Source organism: Bradyrhizobium sp. ISRA430, assembly GCF_029909975.1.
In the GTDB taxonomy this organism is placed as follows: domain Bacteria; phylum Pseudomonadota; class Alphaproteobacteria; order Rhizobiales; family Xanthobacteraceae; genus Bradyrhizobium.
The window spans coordinates 555,985-571,717 of the sequence record NZ_CP094516.1; the positions used below are offsets into that span (position 1 = coordinate 555,985).

14 protein-coding genes and 1 pseudogene are annotated in these 15,733 nt (G+C 62.7%); 9 read left to right on the forward strand and 6 right to left on the reverse strand.

What is annotated here, in order from left to right:
- Window positions 1-197 precede the first annotated feature (197 nt).
- From MTX21_RS03000 to MTX21_RS03010, 3 genes are all read left to right on the forward strand, one after another.
- The gene (locus MTX21_RS03000; protein ID WP_280970449.1) at window positions 198-1,058 is read left to right on the forward strand and encodes an alpha/beta fold hydrolase; all 861 of its coding nucleotides are present in this window, start codon (window positions 198-200) and stop codon (window positions 1,056-1,058) included.
- 135 nt (window positions 1,059-1,193) lie between these two features.
- Window positions 1,194-1,949, forward strand: coding sequence for a VWA domain-containing protein (locus MTX21_RS03005; RefSeq protein WP_280970450.1), 756 nt, complete (start codon window positions 1,194-1,196; stop codon window positions 1,947-1,949).
- 99 nt (window positions 1,950-2,048) lie between these two features.
- Entirely contained in the window at window positions 2,049-2,777 is a 729-nt protein-coding gene (locus MTX21_RS03010; protein WP_280970451.1) for a DnaJ domain-containing protein, read from the forward strand.
- 223 nt (window positions 2,778-3,000) lie between these two features.
- Here the strand turns inward: MTX21_RS03010 and MTX21_RS03015 are convergent, their stop codons facing one another.
- Window positions 3,001-4,815 carry a serine hydrolase gene (locus MTX21_RS03015; protein WP_280970452.1) on the reverse strand — a complete coding sequence of 605 codons (1,815 nt, stop codon included), beginning with the start codon at window positions 4,813-4,815 and terminating at the stop codon, window positions 3,001-3,003.
- Window positions 4,816-5,206: 391 nt separating this feature from the next.
- Here MTX21_RS03015 and MTX21_RS03020 point away from each other — a divergent pair, with 391 nt between their 5' ends.
- A complete protein-coding gene (locus MTX21_RS03020) occupies window positions 5,207-5,545 on the forward strand; it encodes a phasin family protein (RefSeq protein ID WP_280970453.1) in 339 nt (112 codons plus the stop codon).
- A gap of 100 nt (window positions 5,546-5,645) precedes the next feature.
- Here the strand turns inward: MTX21_RS03020 and MTX21_RS03025 are convergent, their stop codons facing one another.
- From MTX21_RS03025 to MTX21_RS03035, 3 genes are read right to left on the reverse strand one after another with little or no spacing between them, the layout of a single operon-like run.
- The gene (locus tag MTX21_RS03025; protein ID WP_280970454.1) at window positions 5,646-6,239 is read right to left on the reverse strand and encodes a TadE/TadG family type IV pilus assembly protein; all 594 of its coding nucleotides are present in this window, start codon (window positions 6,237-6,239) and stop codon (window positions 5,646-5,648) included.
- On the reverse strand, window positions 6,236-6,796 hold the full coding sequence (locus tag MTX21_RS03030; protein WP_280970455.1) for a TadE/TadG family type IV pilus assembly protein: 561 nt from the start codon (window positions 6,794-6,796) through the stop codon (window positions 6,236-6,238). Before MTX21_RS03030 ends, MTX21_RS03025 begins: the two co-directional genes overlap by 4 nt.
- 9 nt (window positions 6,797-6,805) lie before the next feature.
- Window positions 6,806-8,209 carry a pilus assembly protein TadG-related protein gene (locus MTX21_RS03035; RefSeq protein ID WP_280970456.1) on the reverse strand — a complete coding sequence of 468 codons (1,404 nt, stop codon included), beginning with the start codon at window positions 8,207-8,209 and terminating at the stop codon, window positions 6,806-6,808.
- Between the two features lie 486 nt (window positions 8,210-8,695).
- Between MTX21_RS03035 and clpS the strand changes: the two genes are divergently transcribed.
- The 4 genes from clpS to MTX21_RS03055 all read left to right on the forward strand — a co-directional run bounded on the left by clpS (window position 8,696) and on the right by MTX21_RS03055 (window position 13,027).
- A complete protein-coding gene (gene clpS / locus MTX21_RS03040; RefSeq protein WP_280970955.1) occupies window positions 8,696-9,028 on the forward strand; it encodes an ATP-dependent Clp protease adapter ClpS in 333 nt (110 codons plus the stop codon).
- A gap of 280 nt (window positions 9,029-9,308) precedes the next feature.
- Window positions 9,309-11,717, forward strand: coding sequence for an ATP-dependent Clp protease ATP-binding subunit ClpA (gene clpA / locus MTX21_RS03045; RefSeq protein WP_280970457.1), 2,409 nt, complete (start codon window positions 9,309-9,311; stop codon window positions 11,715-11,717).
- 142 nt (window positions 11,718-11,859) lie between these two features.
- Complete coding sequence (locus MTX21_RS03050) at window positions 11,860-12,234, forward strand: hypothetical protein (protein WP_280970458.1); 375 nt, start codon at window positions 11,860-11,862, stop codon at window positions 12,232-12,234.
- 151 nt (window positions 12,235-12,385) lie between these two features.
- On the forward strand, window positions 12,386-13,027 hold the full coding sequence (locus tag MTX21_RS03055; RefSeq protein ID WP_280970459.1) for a glutathione S-transferase family protein: 642 nt from the start codon (window positions 12,386-12,388) through the stop codon (window positions 13,025-13,027).
- 173 nt (window positions 13,028-13,200) lie between these two features.
- Here the strand turns inward: MTX21_RS03055 and MTX21_RS03060 are convergent, their stop codons facing one another.
- Entirely contained in the window at window positions 13,201-13,437 is a 237-nt protein-coding gene (locus MTX21_RS03060; protein WP_280970460.1) for a hypothetical protein, read from the reverse strand.
- A gap of 95 nt (window positions 13,438-13,532) precedes the next feature.
- Window positions 13,533-14,489, reverse strand: a complete 957-nt coding sequence (locus MTX21_RS03065) for a helix-turn-helix domain-containing protein (RefSeq protein WP_280970461.1) — start codon at window positions 14,487-14,489, stop codon at window positions 13,533-13,535.
- Window positions 14,490-14,689: 200 nt separating this feature from the next.
- Here MTX21_RS03065 and MTX21_RS03070 point away from each other — a divergent pair.
- Window positions 14,690-15,698: pseudogene (locus tag MTX21_RS03070) on the forward strand (carbon-nitrogen hydrolase family protein).
- The last annotated feature ends 35 nt before the right edge of the window (window positions 15,699-15,733 follow it).

Genomic DNA, 15,733 nt, shown 5'->3' on the forward strand with positions numbered 1-15,733 from the left:
CGTAGCGGTGCGGGAATAAGGTGCCCAAGGAGCGTGTGCGCCGCACAATGAAAGGGCTGCCAGCTCACAATATTTAGCCTTCCTGTCACGTGCCTGTGACATATATTAGGGAATAGGCGACAAGGGGCCACCGAGAGCCCTCTACCAACGATTTTCAACAGGGATTCAGGTCAGAAGACCTGAGGCTGAGGACGAAAATGAAGCGTGGAATTGCCGTTCTGGTTTCGGTCGGTGCCCTCTGCGGCGTTGCTTATTTCACCGCGAGCAAGTGGGCCATCAAGCACGAGACCATCACCTTTTACGACGCCTCGCGCGACAATCGTCCGGTTCCTGTCGATATCGCGATTCGCCGCGACAAGGAAATGCAGGCCAATGCCGGCATGATCACGCTGCCGGTCGCTGTGATCAATCACGGCAACACCGTCAAGAACACCGAATACGGCTTCCTCGCCAACATTTTTGCGGCGCGCGGCTACCTCGTCGTTAGCCCGCAGCACGACCTGCCGACCGATCCTCCGATGGTGACCAAGCCCGGCGAGCTTTATGTCGGCCGGCTGCCGCAGATCCTGCGCGGCGTTGCCAACATCCATCTGGCGATGCAGGAAATGAAGAAGGTCCAGCCCAACGCCGACTACGCCCAGGTGACGATGGTGGGCCACTCCATGGGCGGCGACATCACGATGTACTTCGCCAAGCAGTATCCCGACGAGGTCAAGAAGGTCGTCACGCTGGACAATCTCCGCGTGCCCTTCGTCACTGCCGGCAAGTTCAAGATCCTGTCGTTCCGTTCGCACGATCCGCAGTTCAAGACCGATCCGGGCGTGATCCCGACCGACGACGAATGCGAGAAGGCCGGGATCCAGGTCGTGAAGACCGAATTCCAGCATAACGACATGCGCGACACCGGTCCGGATGACGCGAAAAGCTCGATCCAGGGCATGCTGGACAAGTTCCTGAGCGACACCGACAGCGACATCGCGCCGGTCGATACCCGCTCGGCGCCGCCCAAGATTCTTGAGCCTGGTCCAGTCGCCTTGATGGCGCCCGCCAAGAGTTGATCAAGAGCTGATTGCGCCTCTCAGCTTAAGCGCGACTTCCGAAGCCTCCGCCGGCCACCGCCCGCGGAGGCTTCGTGCATTGACCGTACGCGGCTCGCTCTCCACATTAACCGCTCTGGTGAGATGCGAGCAGACATGTCCGGCGAACCGACCAAACCGCGCGGCCGCGAAGCTGCCTCGGCGAAAGATGAGAGAAGCGACGGGCTACCGCAGGCGCAAACGTCAACAGCAGACGATATCGCCGCCTTCGTCGCCAAGGCCCGCGCCACGTCCCCGCATGCGCCCGGCGCGAAGGGCCGGTTGATCTTCGCGCTGGATGCGACGATGAGCCGGCAGCCGACCTGGGACATGGCCTGCGCGCTCCAGGCGGACATGTTCCGCGAGGCGGCGGCGCTCGGCAGCCTGGACATCCGGCTCGTCTACTATCGTGGCTTCAACGAGTGCCGCGCGACCGGCTGGATTTCGGACAGCACCAAACTTGCCACGCTGATGAGCAGGATCGATTGCCGCGGTGGCGACACCCAGATCGGCAAGGTGCTGAGCGAGGCCCGGCGCGAGGCGGTCGCTTCCGGCGTGCGCGCGGTGGTTTTCGTCGGCGATGCCATGGAGGAGAAGGTCGACGAGCTCTGCGCCAAAGCCGGCGAACTCGGTATGCTCAAGGTGCCTGTCTTCCTGTTTCAGGAGGGCCATGACGCAGTGGCTGAACAGGCGTTTCGCGAGATCGCGCGCCTGACCGGCGGTGCCTGGTGCCGGTTCGATCCTGGCGCGGCGACGCAATTGCGCGACCTCCTGCGCGCCGCCGCCGCCTATGCCGCCGGCGGCCGCGATGCACTGTTGAAGTTATCGAAGACAACGAGCGGCGCGGCCCTGCTGATCGGCCAGATGAGGTAGCCGGACGTTCCGGCGAACGAACGTCTCGTGTCGTCGCCGGTTGCGGACACGCGGAAAGACCGCAATGCATTTTGCCGACAGGGCGATTATATTCGGGCCATGCCGACCCTGATCGCTGGCGCTGTTGCCGTCATCACTTTGTATCTGCTGCTCCAGATGTTCCGCGCGGCCAATCCGGCGGTGCTGGCGCGTGCCATCAAGATCGGCGGCGGCGTGGTGGCGCTGGCGGTCGCAGCATTCACGGGCATCAGGGGCGAGCTTGCGGTGGCGATCCCGCTCGGCATTTTCGGCGCCGGGCTGCTTGGCTGGACCCCGCTCGCGAACACTGGTTTTGGTAATATTGGCGGGCTGTTCGGCGGCGGCGCGACGCGCGCGTCCGGCCAAAGTTCACGTGTGCGCTCGCAGTTTCTGGATATGCAGCTCGATCACGACAGCGGCCAGCTCACGGGCCAGATCGTTGCCGGGCCGAACGCCGGGCGCAGTCTCGGGGAGTTCGATCTCGCTGCGCTGCTCGCGATGGCCCCAGAGTTCGACGCCGAGAGCGTGGCCTTACTTGAAAGCTATCTGGACCGCCGGTTTCCCGCTTGGCGTCAGAACGCGCAAGGCAATGCGACAGGGGGGCAGCGCCGCGCGGCGGCGGGCGGCAAAATGACGGCGGAGGAAGCCTATCAGATCCTTGGCCTGCAGCCGGGCGCGGGGCGCGACGACATCAGCCGAGCCCACAAATCCCTCATGAAGAAACTGCATCCCGACCAGGGGGGCTCGACGTACCTCGCTGCCCGTGTAAACGAGGCCAAGGATACTCTGCTTCGCACGCATAACGGCTAACTCCGGCACCACGCTACAAACGCCCGTACCGCGTGAGCTCCGTTTGCTCCGTTTGCCGTCGCCTAATGCCCGCCGTTGTCGGCGTGGCCGATCCCTTGAGCAAAGTTTTAACCGTAAATCCTTGACGAGAGGTTGTTGCGGAACGGACTTCGGATCACGCCCCCGACAAAACGAAAATGCCCGCGGAAGGCGCGGGCATTCGGATCGCAACAGCGGAAAAAAATCAGTTGCGGACGGTGATACAGGAGATGTCGGCGCGCTTCAGCGTGCGGCACACCGCTTCGGCCTGATCCCGCTCGAGCCCGGCAAAGCGGGCACGGTAGAGCTTGCGGTTGTCCTTGGCGACGACCTCGGTGAACGGATCGGCCTTGCTGAGCAGGCCGCGGGCCGAGCTGCGCGCAGCTTCGATGCGCTGCTGGGCTTCGTTCTCGCTCTCGAGCGCGCCGACCTGCACGATCCAGCCGCTGTGGGTGACCATCGGCCTGGTGGTGCTGCTCATCTGGATCGGCTGCGGCGCCGGATCGTTGGAAGCGACCTTCGGGGCTGGCGCGGGAGCGTTGGCGGCCGGGAGCACGCCGAGGATGCCGTTGCCGGTGCCAAAGCCCGGCGGCTGCGGCGGCAGTTCGGCGCGGGCCGGGGCCTCCGGCTTGCTGATGACTTCGGGCTTGTTGACGAGGTCCGCCCGCGCGACGACTGCGCCGGAGGTCTCGGCGACATCGGCACGCGGCTGAATGGTGTTGGTAACCGGCGGCGCGGCTTGCACCGGGGCGGCGGAGGCGACCTTCACTGGGCCGGCCTTCACTTGGACAGTCTTTACGCGGACCGGCTTCATCGGCTCGGAGGAGCCCGGGATGATCGACAACGGCTGGCTCGCGATCACGCCATTGGTAAGCGGGGCAGGCTCGATCCTGGCTTCGGCAGGCTTGGCCTCAGGCCGGGGCTGGGCCGGCGGCATCGCGGCCGTGGCGGCAGCAAGCGCCGACAGGCGCGAGGCTGGACGCGGCGCGGCCGCTTCGGAAGCAGGAGCGGCCGCGGCCTGGATCTGCGGAGCGGAGCGGGCCGGGGTCTCGGAGGCGTCGGCAATATCAGTGTCGGAGCTGGAGCCGTTGCGCTCGGTGATGGCGGCAACGGTGCGGGTAGCCGCCCCCTTATCGAGGTTCTCCGCGAGCAGGTTGCGCATGATGGCGTCACGCGAGCCGCCGCTGCGGCCGCCCAGGACCACGCCGATCAGGAAGCGGTTGCCGCGGTGCAGTGAGCTCACGAGATTGAAGCCGGAGGCGCGGGTGTAGCCGGTCTTGATGCCGTCGATGCCCTCGACGCTGCCGAGTAGGTGATTGTGATTGCGGATCGACTGCCCACGGAAGTTGAACGAGGCGGTCGAGAAATAACGATAGTAACGCGGGAAGCGGTCCTGGATGGCTCGACCGAGAGTGGCTTGGTCGCGGGCCGTCGTCACCTGCTCGTCGTTCGGCAGGCCCGAGGCGTTGCGATAGACGGTCCTGGACATGCCGAGCGCGCGCGCCTTGCGCGTCATCATCTGGGCGAAATCGTCCTCGTCGCCGCCGATCGCTTCGGCAATGACGACGGCCGCGTCGTTGGCAGAACGGGTGACGAGACCCTTGATCGCGTCCTCGACGCGGATGCTCTGGCCCGGACGCAGGTTGAGCTTGGTCGGATCCTGGTCGGCGGCGTGCTGGGACACCGGCATTTCGGTGTCGAGCTTCATCTTGCCGGACTCCAGACGCTCGAACAGCAGATAAAGCGTCATGATCTTGGTGAGCGAGGCGGGATGGCGAAGCCCGTCCGGGTTCGTCGACTGCAGCACCGCACCGGAATTGCCATCGACGATGATCGACGCGAATTTCGTGCTGGAGCTCTCGGACGCATCGCGCTGCACCCGGTGGTGCGCGTACTGACGATGCCGATGGCGGCGCGCCTCGGCGGCATCGGTGGTGACGATGACCGCGGTGGTGACTGTAAGAAGCCCGAAAACCCCAACCCGCGCCAAGCGCGAGGAAGACAAGCTTTTACGAAGCATGGAAACCCCGTCCCCGTTTCTGACTTGATCACCGGCCCGTGAGGCGAAATTGTGCCCAATGGACCCGGGACCATTACCTGCTCAAGCCGTCCTCCCGCCGATGCGTGCTGCGAGAGCGGTGGGCCTGAGCCGCTGTTCTGGCTAAGGTTATGTTCTCGAACGGCTTTTGACCGTCTGCGAAAGCTGAACACGTCCAGGGAATCAGGGTAGGGGCGCGCGGTTTCCAAAAGCTTAAGGAACCCTTGCGGGAAAACCCGGAAATCATCGCAACGTCTATCGAATTTTGTGCGACGCACCAAGATTCTTGACTTTTTTGTGCAATGCACTAATTGTGGGCAAATGTCAGGGAGCCGGGGCTTCCCGACGCATGCCAGGGAAAAAGGATTCCGAAATGTTCAAGGTTGAAGACTTTCAGAACTACGGGAAAGAGCAGTTCGAGCAGTGCGTTGCCTCCGCGACCTCGGTGCAGCACGGCCTCCAGGCGATCGCCAGCGCATATGGCGACTACACCAAGAAGTCATTCGAGGACACCAAGTCCTTCGTCGAGAAGCTGTCCGGTGTGAAGTCCCTGGACAAGGCGCTCGAGGCGCAGACCGATTTCGCCCGTTCAAGCTACGAGACCTTCGTCGCGGAATCGCAGAAGATCGCCGGCCTCTACAGCGACCTCGCCAAGCAGGCGTTCAAGCCGGTCGAGACCATCGTGGCGAAGTTCACCCCGGCCGCTCAGTAATTTTCCGCAAAGTCCTGGAATCAGAAGAGCCCGGCTCGTCGAGCCGGGCTCTTTTCGTCGGTGTCGATCTGCACGGTGATGCTGAGGCCGCGAGGGCACGTCAAGAGCTTGGACAGGACGTCCCTGGGACGGGCGGCGTTGTCCCGCTTGTGATGGTCGGGACGAAAGCCGTTTGGCGCGGATACAGGTAGTAGCGATCGCCGAGCGCAACTGTCCCGCTGATCGTGTAGCCGAGGTTGGGCGTATAGAAATACGTCGCCTCGCCAAGGATGAGCCCGCTTGTGGTCGGCACCCCCGCCAGGGACGTCGGCAGGTTGACGCTTGTCCCGGCGGTCCTCGCCGTGCCGTTGAGCGACTGGCTCCATATCACCTTGGCCGTGGCGTTGTCGCCGTTTGGCTGCACCTCCGAAACGGTCACGACGGCCTTGGTGATGTCATAGGGTGCCAGGACTTTCGACGACGCGTTGAGAATGCCGGTGACGTCAGCCGTGGTCACGCACTTGTTCTGCGAAAGGATGTCGGCGACGGTGTGAACCGTATCCGTCAGCTTGACGTTGATCGCGAGGCCGTTGCCGAGCTCGATCCCGCCGATGCAAAGCAGCAGCATGAACGGCAGCACGATGGCGAACTCGATTGCCGCCACGGCATCTTCGTTGGCCCGGAATTTCCCGAGACGTACGGACAGGGGGGTCATTGATAGGGCTCATTCTGGAAGGCGGCGGACGCCGTGATCTGGCGATTGCCGTTCGGCAGGTTTGACAGCGTAAAGCCGAGCGGCCCGCCAAAGACCGGCCATTGGTAGATGACCTCCAGGATCACCTTGTCGGTCGGGCCTCCCGGGTTGTAGGGCCAGGTGTTGTTGACATTGCCGTTGGCATCGAAAGTCAGGGTGGGTGCAGCCGCGCTCAACGTGGACCAGTCGCTAGATGACTGCACGCTGATCATCAATTTGTTGCAGTCGAAGATGATGCGCACCTGCGAGCAGACGACGCTCGCAAATTGAGTCTTTGACATCCCAGCCGCCTGCACCTGGCCGGTCATGATCTGTCGAGCCGACTGCTGCACGACCTGCTGGAGCAATTGCTGGCCGAAGAAGACCACAAAGATCTGGATGATTCCGACCAACAAAGCGATGAACGCCGGCGCGACGAGGGCGAATTCGACCGCGTTCGCGCCTTTCGTATCTTTGAGGAAGGCTGCGAACGTCTCCCGAAGGCGCCGCTTTCCGAATGCTGCTCGCGACTGGGGCATGACGTTGACTCAGTTGGTCAGGTGTGGGGCCGTTTGCACGACCTTCAGGAATAGGGCCTTCAGCGCTGCGGTGATGTCACCACCCGATTGTACGTCATAGAACAGGCCGGGTGATGCGCAGGATTGCGCATTTTGTGCGATCTGCCCGGTGGACGACGAAGGGTTGTTGAATGGCGCGATATAGGTATTGTACCAACTATTGGTCGGTAGCGGCAGGTACTCGGTATAGAGAACCGCGATGCGAATTCCCCGGTTCTTGATCGTTGTGCATATCGACGTGTTGATTGGTTGCTGGCACCGATATTTGGAGCCAACAGCAATCGGCGTACCGCTGCAGGACGAGCTGAACGATACGATCTTATCGTCAACCCCGTCGGTGACGAGGAATACCACTTCCTGAGGCGTATCTCCGGTTTGATTGGTCCCGCCTCCGGGCGTGGGCATGAGGGCGTTGACCTTCGTTAGCGCATTTTCGATGTCTGTGCCGTAGTCTGTAGTGCAACTACCCGAGATGACGCAGTTCTGATGGTCGACCGTGAGAAGCGAAATGTTATTGGCGGCTTGGATCGCTGCGGTCGACAGATCGGCGGATGGCAGCCCCGACGGGGCATAAATTGTGTTGAAGCCGTAGTCGAACGTATAGATCGCAGCCTTATAGGTGTTGTTCTGCGTCGCTTCCGTGGCTAGCGCCGTGCTCATGAGGCTCGCTGTGGCTTGGGCAACGAGGTCAATCCGCAGTGTAATATTGTTGTTGCGTGCGATGGTGAGGTTATCCTTGGTCGTAGAGGATGCACCGCTGTCGAGATTGGGATGCGCTTCATGGCAGGCGAATGCACAGTTCGCTGAGCCGGAAGGTTGATTTTTTGTAGCGGTGATCAGGTTGGCGATATCGGTCGAGGTCGCTGCGATCCCCATCGAAGGCGAGTCGTCAAGCAGCAGATAGAAATTGATATTCGGCGCGCCTGAGGCGCTGGCCGTCGCTGCGCCCTTGATCGGCCACGCGGGGGCGCCGAGCAGGCTCGGGAAGTTGTTGGTGGAGTTCGCGGTGTAGCTGACGGTCGCAGTCCGCACCAACCCGACATTGCCGACGGTCACCGTCAAATTCGGCGTCCCTGTCAGGCTGCCGGCGATGGCGTTCGCGGTCGCATTGAAGATGTTCGTGGCGGTCGTCTGTGCGACCGTCGTGCTCTGCGACATCATCGACGGCGTCACGGCCGCGATGGCAGCGGCATCTGCTGCGGCGTTTAGCTGCGATTGCCGGCGTTGGGCCTGGGTATAGTCGAGCGCCATGCCCAACAGATAGATGGTTGGGAACAGCATGATCGCAAAGATGACGGCGACGTTGCCTTGCTCGGCGGCTGCGAAATGGGCCAGGTGCCGGCGGAGCCGACGGACAACGGGCAGGCGAGACATGGGGATCCCCGGAATCTTGGTTTTGCCCAATTTCGAGCCATGCGATTGAAGACCGGGTAAACTCGACCGTAGAAAACCGGGGATATGGGCGCGCCGATTGCCGCGGCCCGGCAAAGGATGGTTTCCTGGTAAATGTTCCCTCAGTTGGCCTATCTATTTTTTGTCAAATCGGTCCGGATTGATTAACCTTGCCCCGGATCGCCGGACCGGGAATCGGCGAGCCCGCGGCCGCATCGGCTTGAGTCTCTGCACGCTTGCGGCGGGCGGGGAGCCGGCCCATATTCTCACTTGCCGACCCGGCCGAGACCGGACCGGATCGGTCGGGAACGGCGATTCGACGTAACGGTGCGCCTCAGCGAGGCCTCGAAGAGCGAGGCAGCGGGCGAGCCGCGATCCGCTTCCGTGGGGATTTTGAACGCCTGTGCCATGCCGCTATTGACCAACCGCCTCGATCCGTCCACGTCAGCCGTCACCCGTGCTCCCCGGATGAGCAATGAGGAAAACCGTCCCGGCAATGGCACGGGGCCGACCACCTCGGTCATCACCAAGGTCAAGCCCAAGACCAAACGGCCGAACCTTTACCGCGTCCTGATCCTGAACGACGACTACACGCCGATGGAGTTCGTCGTGCATGTGCTGGAGAAGTTCTTCAACAAGGACATCGAGGCCGCGACCAAGATCATGCTGCACGTCCATCATCACGGGATCGGGGAGTGCGGCGTGTTCACCTACGAGATTGCCGAGACCAAGGTCACGCAGGTGATGGATTTTGCCCGCAAGCACCAGCACCCGCTGCAATGCGTGATGGAAAAGAAGTAACCGCACCTTCGAAACCGGGTCCTTCTTCCGCGGCATTGATCGGTGCGTACGCGTCTTCCTCCCGGCCGGCAAAACTACGGGAAGATGCGTCGGCGCCAAACTTGGCCAAATCCTTGCCCAAATCGGAACGGGTTTTGCATCGAGAATTCCCTGGATGCGTAAGCCCTCAAGTCGCGGAACCGGTCTTTTGCCGCGATCTTGTATAACTATATGTGACAAAGGTTGTTGTTGCCTGACCGGGCGATGGCGATCATGATGGTGGGGGCCATAGAGGACGCGAATGCCGACTTTTTCCCAAAGCCTTGAACAATCCCTGCATCGTGCGCTGGCGATCGCAAACGAGCGTCATCACCAATACGCGACGCTCGAACACCTTCTGCTGTCGCTGATCGATGACTCGGATGCGGCTGCCGTGATGCGTGCGTGCAGCGTTGATCTCGACAAGCTGCGCACGAGCCTCGTCAACTATCTCGAGACCGAATTCGAAAATCTGGTGACGGATGGTGCCGATGACGCCAAGCCGACCGCCGGCTTCCAGCGCGTGATCCAGCGCGCGGTGATCCATGTGCAATCCTCCGGCCGCGAAGAGGTGACCGGCGCCAACGTCCTGATCGCGATCTTCGCCGAGCGCGAGAGCCATGCCGCGTATTTCCTGCAGGAGCAGGACATGACGCGCTACGACGCGGTCAACTACATCAGCCACGGCATCGCCAAGCGTCCAGGCGTCTCGGAGGCGCGCCCCGTTCGCGGCGTCGACGAGGAGACCGAGGCCAAGGGCAACGAGGACTCCAAGAAGAAGGGCGAAGCGCTCGAGACCTATTGCGTCAACCTCAACAAGAAGGCGCGTGACGGCAAGATCGATCCGGTGATCGGACGCAATTCCGAAATCAACCGGGCGATCCAGGTGCTGTGCCGCCGGCAGAAGAACAATCCTCTGTTCGTGGGCGAGGCCGGCGTCGGCAAGACCGCGATCGCCGAAGGCCTTGCCAAGCGCATCGTCGACAGCGAGGTGCCGGAAGTCCTGGCGGCCGCTACCGTGTTCTCGCTCGACATGGGCACGCTGCTCGCGGGCACCCGCTATCGCGGCGACTTCGAGGAGCGCCTGAAGCAGGTGTTGAAGGAGCTCGAGGCCCATCCCAACGCCATCCTGTTTATCGACGAGATCCACACCGTGATCGGTGCCGGTGCGACGTCGGGCGGGGCGATGGATGCGTCGAACCTGCTCAAGCCCGCGCTGGCCTCGGGCACGATCCGTTGCATGGGCTCGACGACTTACAAGGAATACCGCCAGCACTTCGAGAAGGACCGCGCGTTGGTGCGGCGCTTCCAGAAGATCGACATCAACGAGCCGACCGTCGAGGACGCGATCGCGATCCTCAAGGGTCTCAAGCCGTATTTCGAGGATTACCACCGGCTGAAATACACCAATGAGGCGATCGAGGCCGCCGTTCAGCTCTCCTCGCGCTACATCCACGACCGCAAGTTGCCGGACAAGGCGATTGACGTGATCGACGAATCCGGCGCGGCGCAGATGCTGGTCGCCGAGAACAAGCGCAAGAAGACCATCGGCATCAAGGAGATCGAGACCACGATCGCCTCGATGGCGCGGATCCCGCCGAAGAGCGTGTCGAAGGATGATGCCGAGGTGCTTAAGCATCTCGAGCAGACTTTGAAGCGCGTCGTGTTCGGTCAGGACAAGGCGATCGAGTCGCTCGCCGCCTCGATCAAGCTTGCACGTGCTGGCCTGCGCGAGCCGGAGAAGCCGATCGGCTGCTACCTGTTCTCGGGTCCCACCGGCGTCGGCAAGACCGAGGTCGCAAAGCAGCTCGCGGCGTCGCTCGGCGTCGAGCTGTTGCGCTTCGACATGTCCGAATACATGGAGCGGCACACCGTGTCGCGCCTGATCGGCGCGCCTCCCGGCTATGTCGGCTTCGACCAGGGCGGCCTGCTCACCGATGGCGTCGATCAGCATCCGCATTGCGTGGTGCTGCTCGACGAGATCGAGAAGGCGCATCCCGACCTCTACAATGTGCTGCTCCAGATCATGGATCACGGCCGGCTCACCGACCACAACGGCAAGCAGGTCAACTTCCGCAACGTGATCCTGATCATGACCACGAATGCGGGCGCGTCGGATCTCGCCAAACAGGCGTTCGGCTTCACCCGCTCCAAGCGCGAAGGCGACGACCACGAGGCGATCAACCGGCAGTTCGCGCCGGAATTCCGCAACCGCCTCGATGCCATCGTCTCGTTCAGCCATCTCAGCGTCGAGGTGATCGGCACGGTGGTGGAGAAGTTCGTGCTGCAGCTCGAGGCCCAGCTCGGCGACCGCGACGTTACCATCGAGCTGTCCGAGCCGGCCAAGGCCTGGCTGGTCCAGCACGGTTACGACGAGCAGATGGGCGCGCGTCCAATGGCCCGGGTGATCCAGGAGCACATCAAGAAGCCGCTGGCCGACGAGGTGCTGTTCGGCAAGCTCAAGGGCGGCGGTCACGTCCGCGTCGTCCTGGTCAAGGACGAGGCCGACGAGACCAAGGACAAGATCGGTTTCGAGTTCGTCGAGGGCCCGGTCACGCCGAAGCAGGAGAAGCTGCCCGGCACCCGCAAGCGCCCGCCGGGCAAGTCCAAGCCGGGCGGCCCCGGCGGCTCCAAGGGACCGACGTCCAAGGGTCCGCTGGTCAAAGCCTGACAGCGCGCATCATGAATCGAAAAGGCCGGCTGCAAAGCCGGCCTTTTTTCTGGCCTGCACGCGGACCAGACTAGGACGCGTACTCGAGGGCATGCGCCTCGCGGGAGTGCACGAAAGGGAGACGTCCGAAATGAGGAGTACTATGCGGTTCTTCAGGATCGTGACCTTCGCACTCATCGTTGGAGCAACAAACTCAACGTCGGTGCCATTAGCGCTTGCCGCTGCTGAATGTTCAAAGCTGGCAGGACTGGCGGATTTGGGGGAGAACTCCACTGCCGATATTAGCGTCGCATCAGGAGGAAGTTGTCAGTTTTCGATCCCCGTGCGGGGCACCGTGAGTAGTTCCGACATTTTGCAGAAGCCGGCACACGGCAAACTGAAAAAGCTCAATCCGACTACTTACGAATACAAGTCCAAACGTAGATATAAGGGGAGCGATGCATTCGTTATCAAGGCTATGGGACAGGGCTCGAAGGCTTCCGCATCGGTAGTTAATGTGAACGCGACGATCAACTAGGTTGTGAACCCATAAAGTGGGAAGGGCCCGCACAGTAGGATGACGAATATGCGCCAAGCGTTGAGTGCATTATGCGCCATCGATAGTCCGTTGCGCGACTGGCTTACCTCTGCGAGTTAGTACATCTAGCCCAATCCAGGAACGCTTAACTATGCTCACCGTCTATGGCGAAGGTCGTGGCTTCCGTGTTGTTTGGCTGCTCGAGGAATTAGGATTGGCTTATCGGCTGCGCCCGGTCGATCTGCTCGCAGTCGAGAATGATCGCGATTTCCTCGCGATCAACCCCGCCGGCTTCATTCCCGCACTGCAGGACGGCGAGACGATCATGGTCGAATCGATCGCGATTCTTGAATACCTGCTCGCCCGCCACGGCTCAGGTTCGCTTGCCGTCGCGACGGACGATCCCGCCTTCGCTTCCTATCTGCAATTTCTCCACTTAGGCGAGGCCGGGCTCGCCGGGCCGATGAACGCCGTCTTTGTCGGTCGCGAACTGGCGCCCGAAGCCGAGCGAGATGCCCGGGTTACCCGTTGGGCTCTCGAGACCTTCGAGAACCGGCTGGGGTTGGTTATCCGCCGCCTGGCGGATTGCCCCTATCTCGCTGGCGACCGATTCACTGCTGCCGATATCTCGGTGAGCTACGCCCTCCTGCTCGGCGTGCGAACTGGCAACTATGTCCCCGGTTCTACCGAGCGGGACTATCTCGCCCGCACGACGGCACGCCCTGCCTACGTCCGAGCGATGGAAAGCTGCCAGGCCACCAAGGCTTGGGCGGCGAGATCACCGGGATTGTAGTGGTCGCTTCATCGGAGCGGCCAAGCGCCTGGTTGAGTAGTTGCGAAGAGTTCCTCATGGGCGCCTACCAATTGGGGGCTTCCAGCTTGCACTGAACTCTGATTCACGCGCGGCATGACCCGATATGATCTAACCGACTTCGAGTGGCATACCGGCCTTGCGGAGCAATGGCCCTAGTCGTGCCGGAGCATGTCGTCCAACGCGGAATCTCCGACTTGCAAGCTCGTCACCTGCGGCGAAGTCTGTGCTTCGATCCTTGTTGCGACCGAGGGAGTGCAAGCGAACTCGCCATCACGAGCGTGCCGCGGCAGCAGAACGAGGCTCCAGCCTGCCAGGACCAGCACCGCGAGCCGGATCGCGGTCGCCGTCAGCAACATTTCCGATCCGCTCATCGTGGAGTCGGTCTTCATGCGCACCAGCTTGATGCATGCCGCCGGGCAAGACAATCTGGAATTGCCGAGCCCTGTCTTCGTCCGGAGCGAAGGCAAAGACGGATGGCTCGCGGCTAGTGCCGCAACAGGCTCTGCCTGAACTCGCGCGGCGACATGCCGAAGTGCTCGCGGAAGACGCGGCCGAAATGCGAGAGGTCGTTGAAGCCCCAGGCGAAGGCGATCTCGCTGACGTGGCGGTGGGCAAGCAGCGGCGAGGCGAGGTCGCGCCGGCATTGGGCGAGACGCTCGGCCAGGACGTGGCGCTGGAACGAGGTGTCCTCGTCTGCGAGGAGATCGTTCACGTAGCGCGGTGAAATGCCAAGCGCGGCCGCGGTTTCCTGCAGCGAGAGGTCGGGATCGGCGAGGTGCGCGCGGATGTGTGCTTTCAGCCGGTAGAGCAGCGCCGAGCGATGGGTCGAGGAAGGCAGCGACGTCTTGCCGAGCCGCTCACTTAGGGCCATTGCCAGCAGGTCGACGGCTTGCTCGGAGAGGATGGCGGCGTTGCCTGGATCGATCCGGTCCGCGCTCTGGCACAGTCTGTAGATGAAGTCGTAGGTGATCCGTTCGAGCGGTGCGTCCGCGCCGAACGATATCGCCGTCAGCGTCTCGCTCCCGCCGAGCCGCCGCTGCAACATCTGTCGCGGCACCATAAAGATCGTCTGCGTGAAGGCGTGGTCGAACTTCAGTTCGTAGGGACGTGTGGTGTCATAGAGCGCGAATTCACCGGGACGGATCACGGTCTCGCGGCCATCCTGCACCACGCCGCCTGCGCCGCGATCGCCGAGTGCGATCAGGATGAAATCCTGGTCCGAGCGCGCGATGCGGGAGGGCGTGCGGAAGACGTGCTGGCGGTCGGAACGGACCTCGGAGCACACCGCCTTGCCGAGCGCGCCTCGCGTGACCGAGCCGTGAAAGGCGCTGCCGAGGTCGGACTTGCAGTCGAGCCCGACGAAGACGTCGCAGACGATATCCTGCCAGAGGGCGAGGCGCCGGTGACCGGGGCTGCCGTCCGTCGTGAACTGGATGGTCATCAGCGGGCCTCCCTTTCACATCTCAAACCGCATGCAGGCGTCGATGCCGGCTGCAAATTCCGGACCGCCGTTCCGGTCGAATTTTCATGCCGTGGCGGTCGAGCGGGCGCCGTCCGGCCGTGGCCCAATAGACTGCATCGGGCGTGTACCGTGATCAACCGGAAAGCGGTGCTGTCCCAGTGCATATGATGGAGGCGGGAATGGGCATCGAACATCCGAAATACAAGGTCGCCGTGGTGCAGGCAGCATCCGCATGGCTCGACCTCGACGCGTCCGTCGACAAGTCGATCGCGCTGATCAGGGAGGCCGCCGAAAAGGGTGATCGCCTTTCCGGAGGCCTTCATCCCCGGCTATCCCTGGCACATCTGGCTGGACTCGCCGGCCTGGGCGATCGGCCGCGGCTTCGTGCAGCGCTATTTCGACAATTCACTGGCCTATGACAGCCCGCAGGCCGAGAAGCTGCGCGAGGCGGTGCGCAAGGCCAAGCTGACGGCGGTGCTCGGCCTTTCCGAGCGTGACGGCGGCAGCCTCTATCTCGCGCAATGGCTGATCGGACCCGACGGGGAGACGATTGCCAAGCGCCGCAAGCTGCGGCCGACCCATGCCGAGCGCACGGTCTATGGCGAAGGTGATGGCAGCGACCTTGCCGTCCACGCCCGGCCCGACATCGGGCGCCTGGGCGCACTGTGCTGCTGGGAGCATCTTCAGCCGCTGTCTAAATACGCAATGTATGCCCAGAACGAGCAGGTGCATGTCGCGGCCTGGCCGAGCTTCTCGCTCTACGATCCCTTCGCGCCGGCGCTCGGCGCCGAGGTGAACAATGCCGCCTCGCGCGTCTATGCGGTGGAGGGCTCCTGCTTCGTGCTGGCGCCTTGCGCGACCGTCTCGCAGGCGATGATCGACGAGCTCTGTGACCGGCCCGACAAGCATGCGCTGCTGCATGCCGGCGGCGGCTTTGCCGCCATCTACGGACCCGACGGCAGCCAGATCGGCGACAAGCTCGCGCCCGATCAGGAGGGCCTTCTGATCGCCGAGATCGACCTCGGTGCCATTGGCGTTGCCAAGAACGCCGCCGACCCTGCCGGGCATTATTCGCGCCCCGACGTGACGCGCCTGCTGCTCAACAACAAGCCGTACAAGCGCGTCGAGCAGTTCGCGCTGCCTGTCGACACCGTCGAGCCCACGGAGATCGCTGCCGCGGCGAATTGATCCGCCGCGGCCGCAAGACATCACGGGAGGGCATG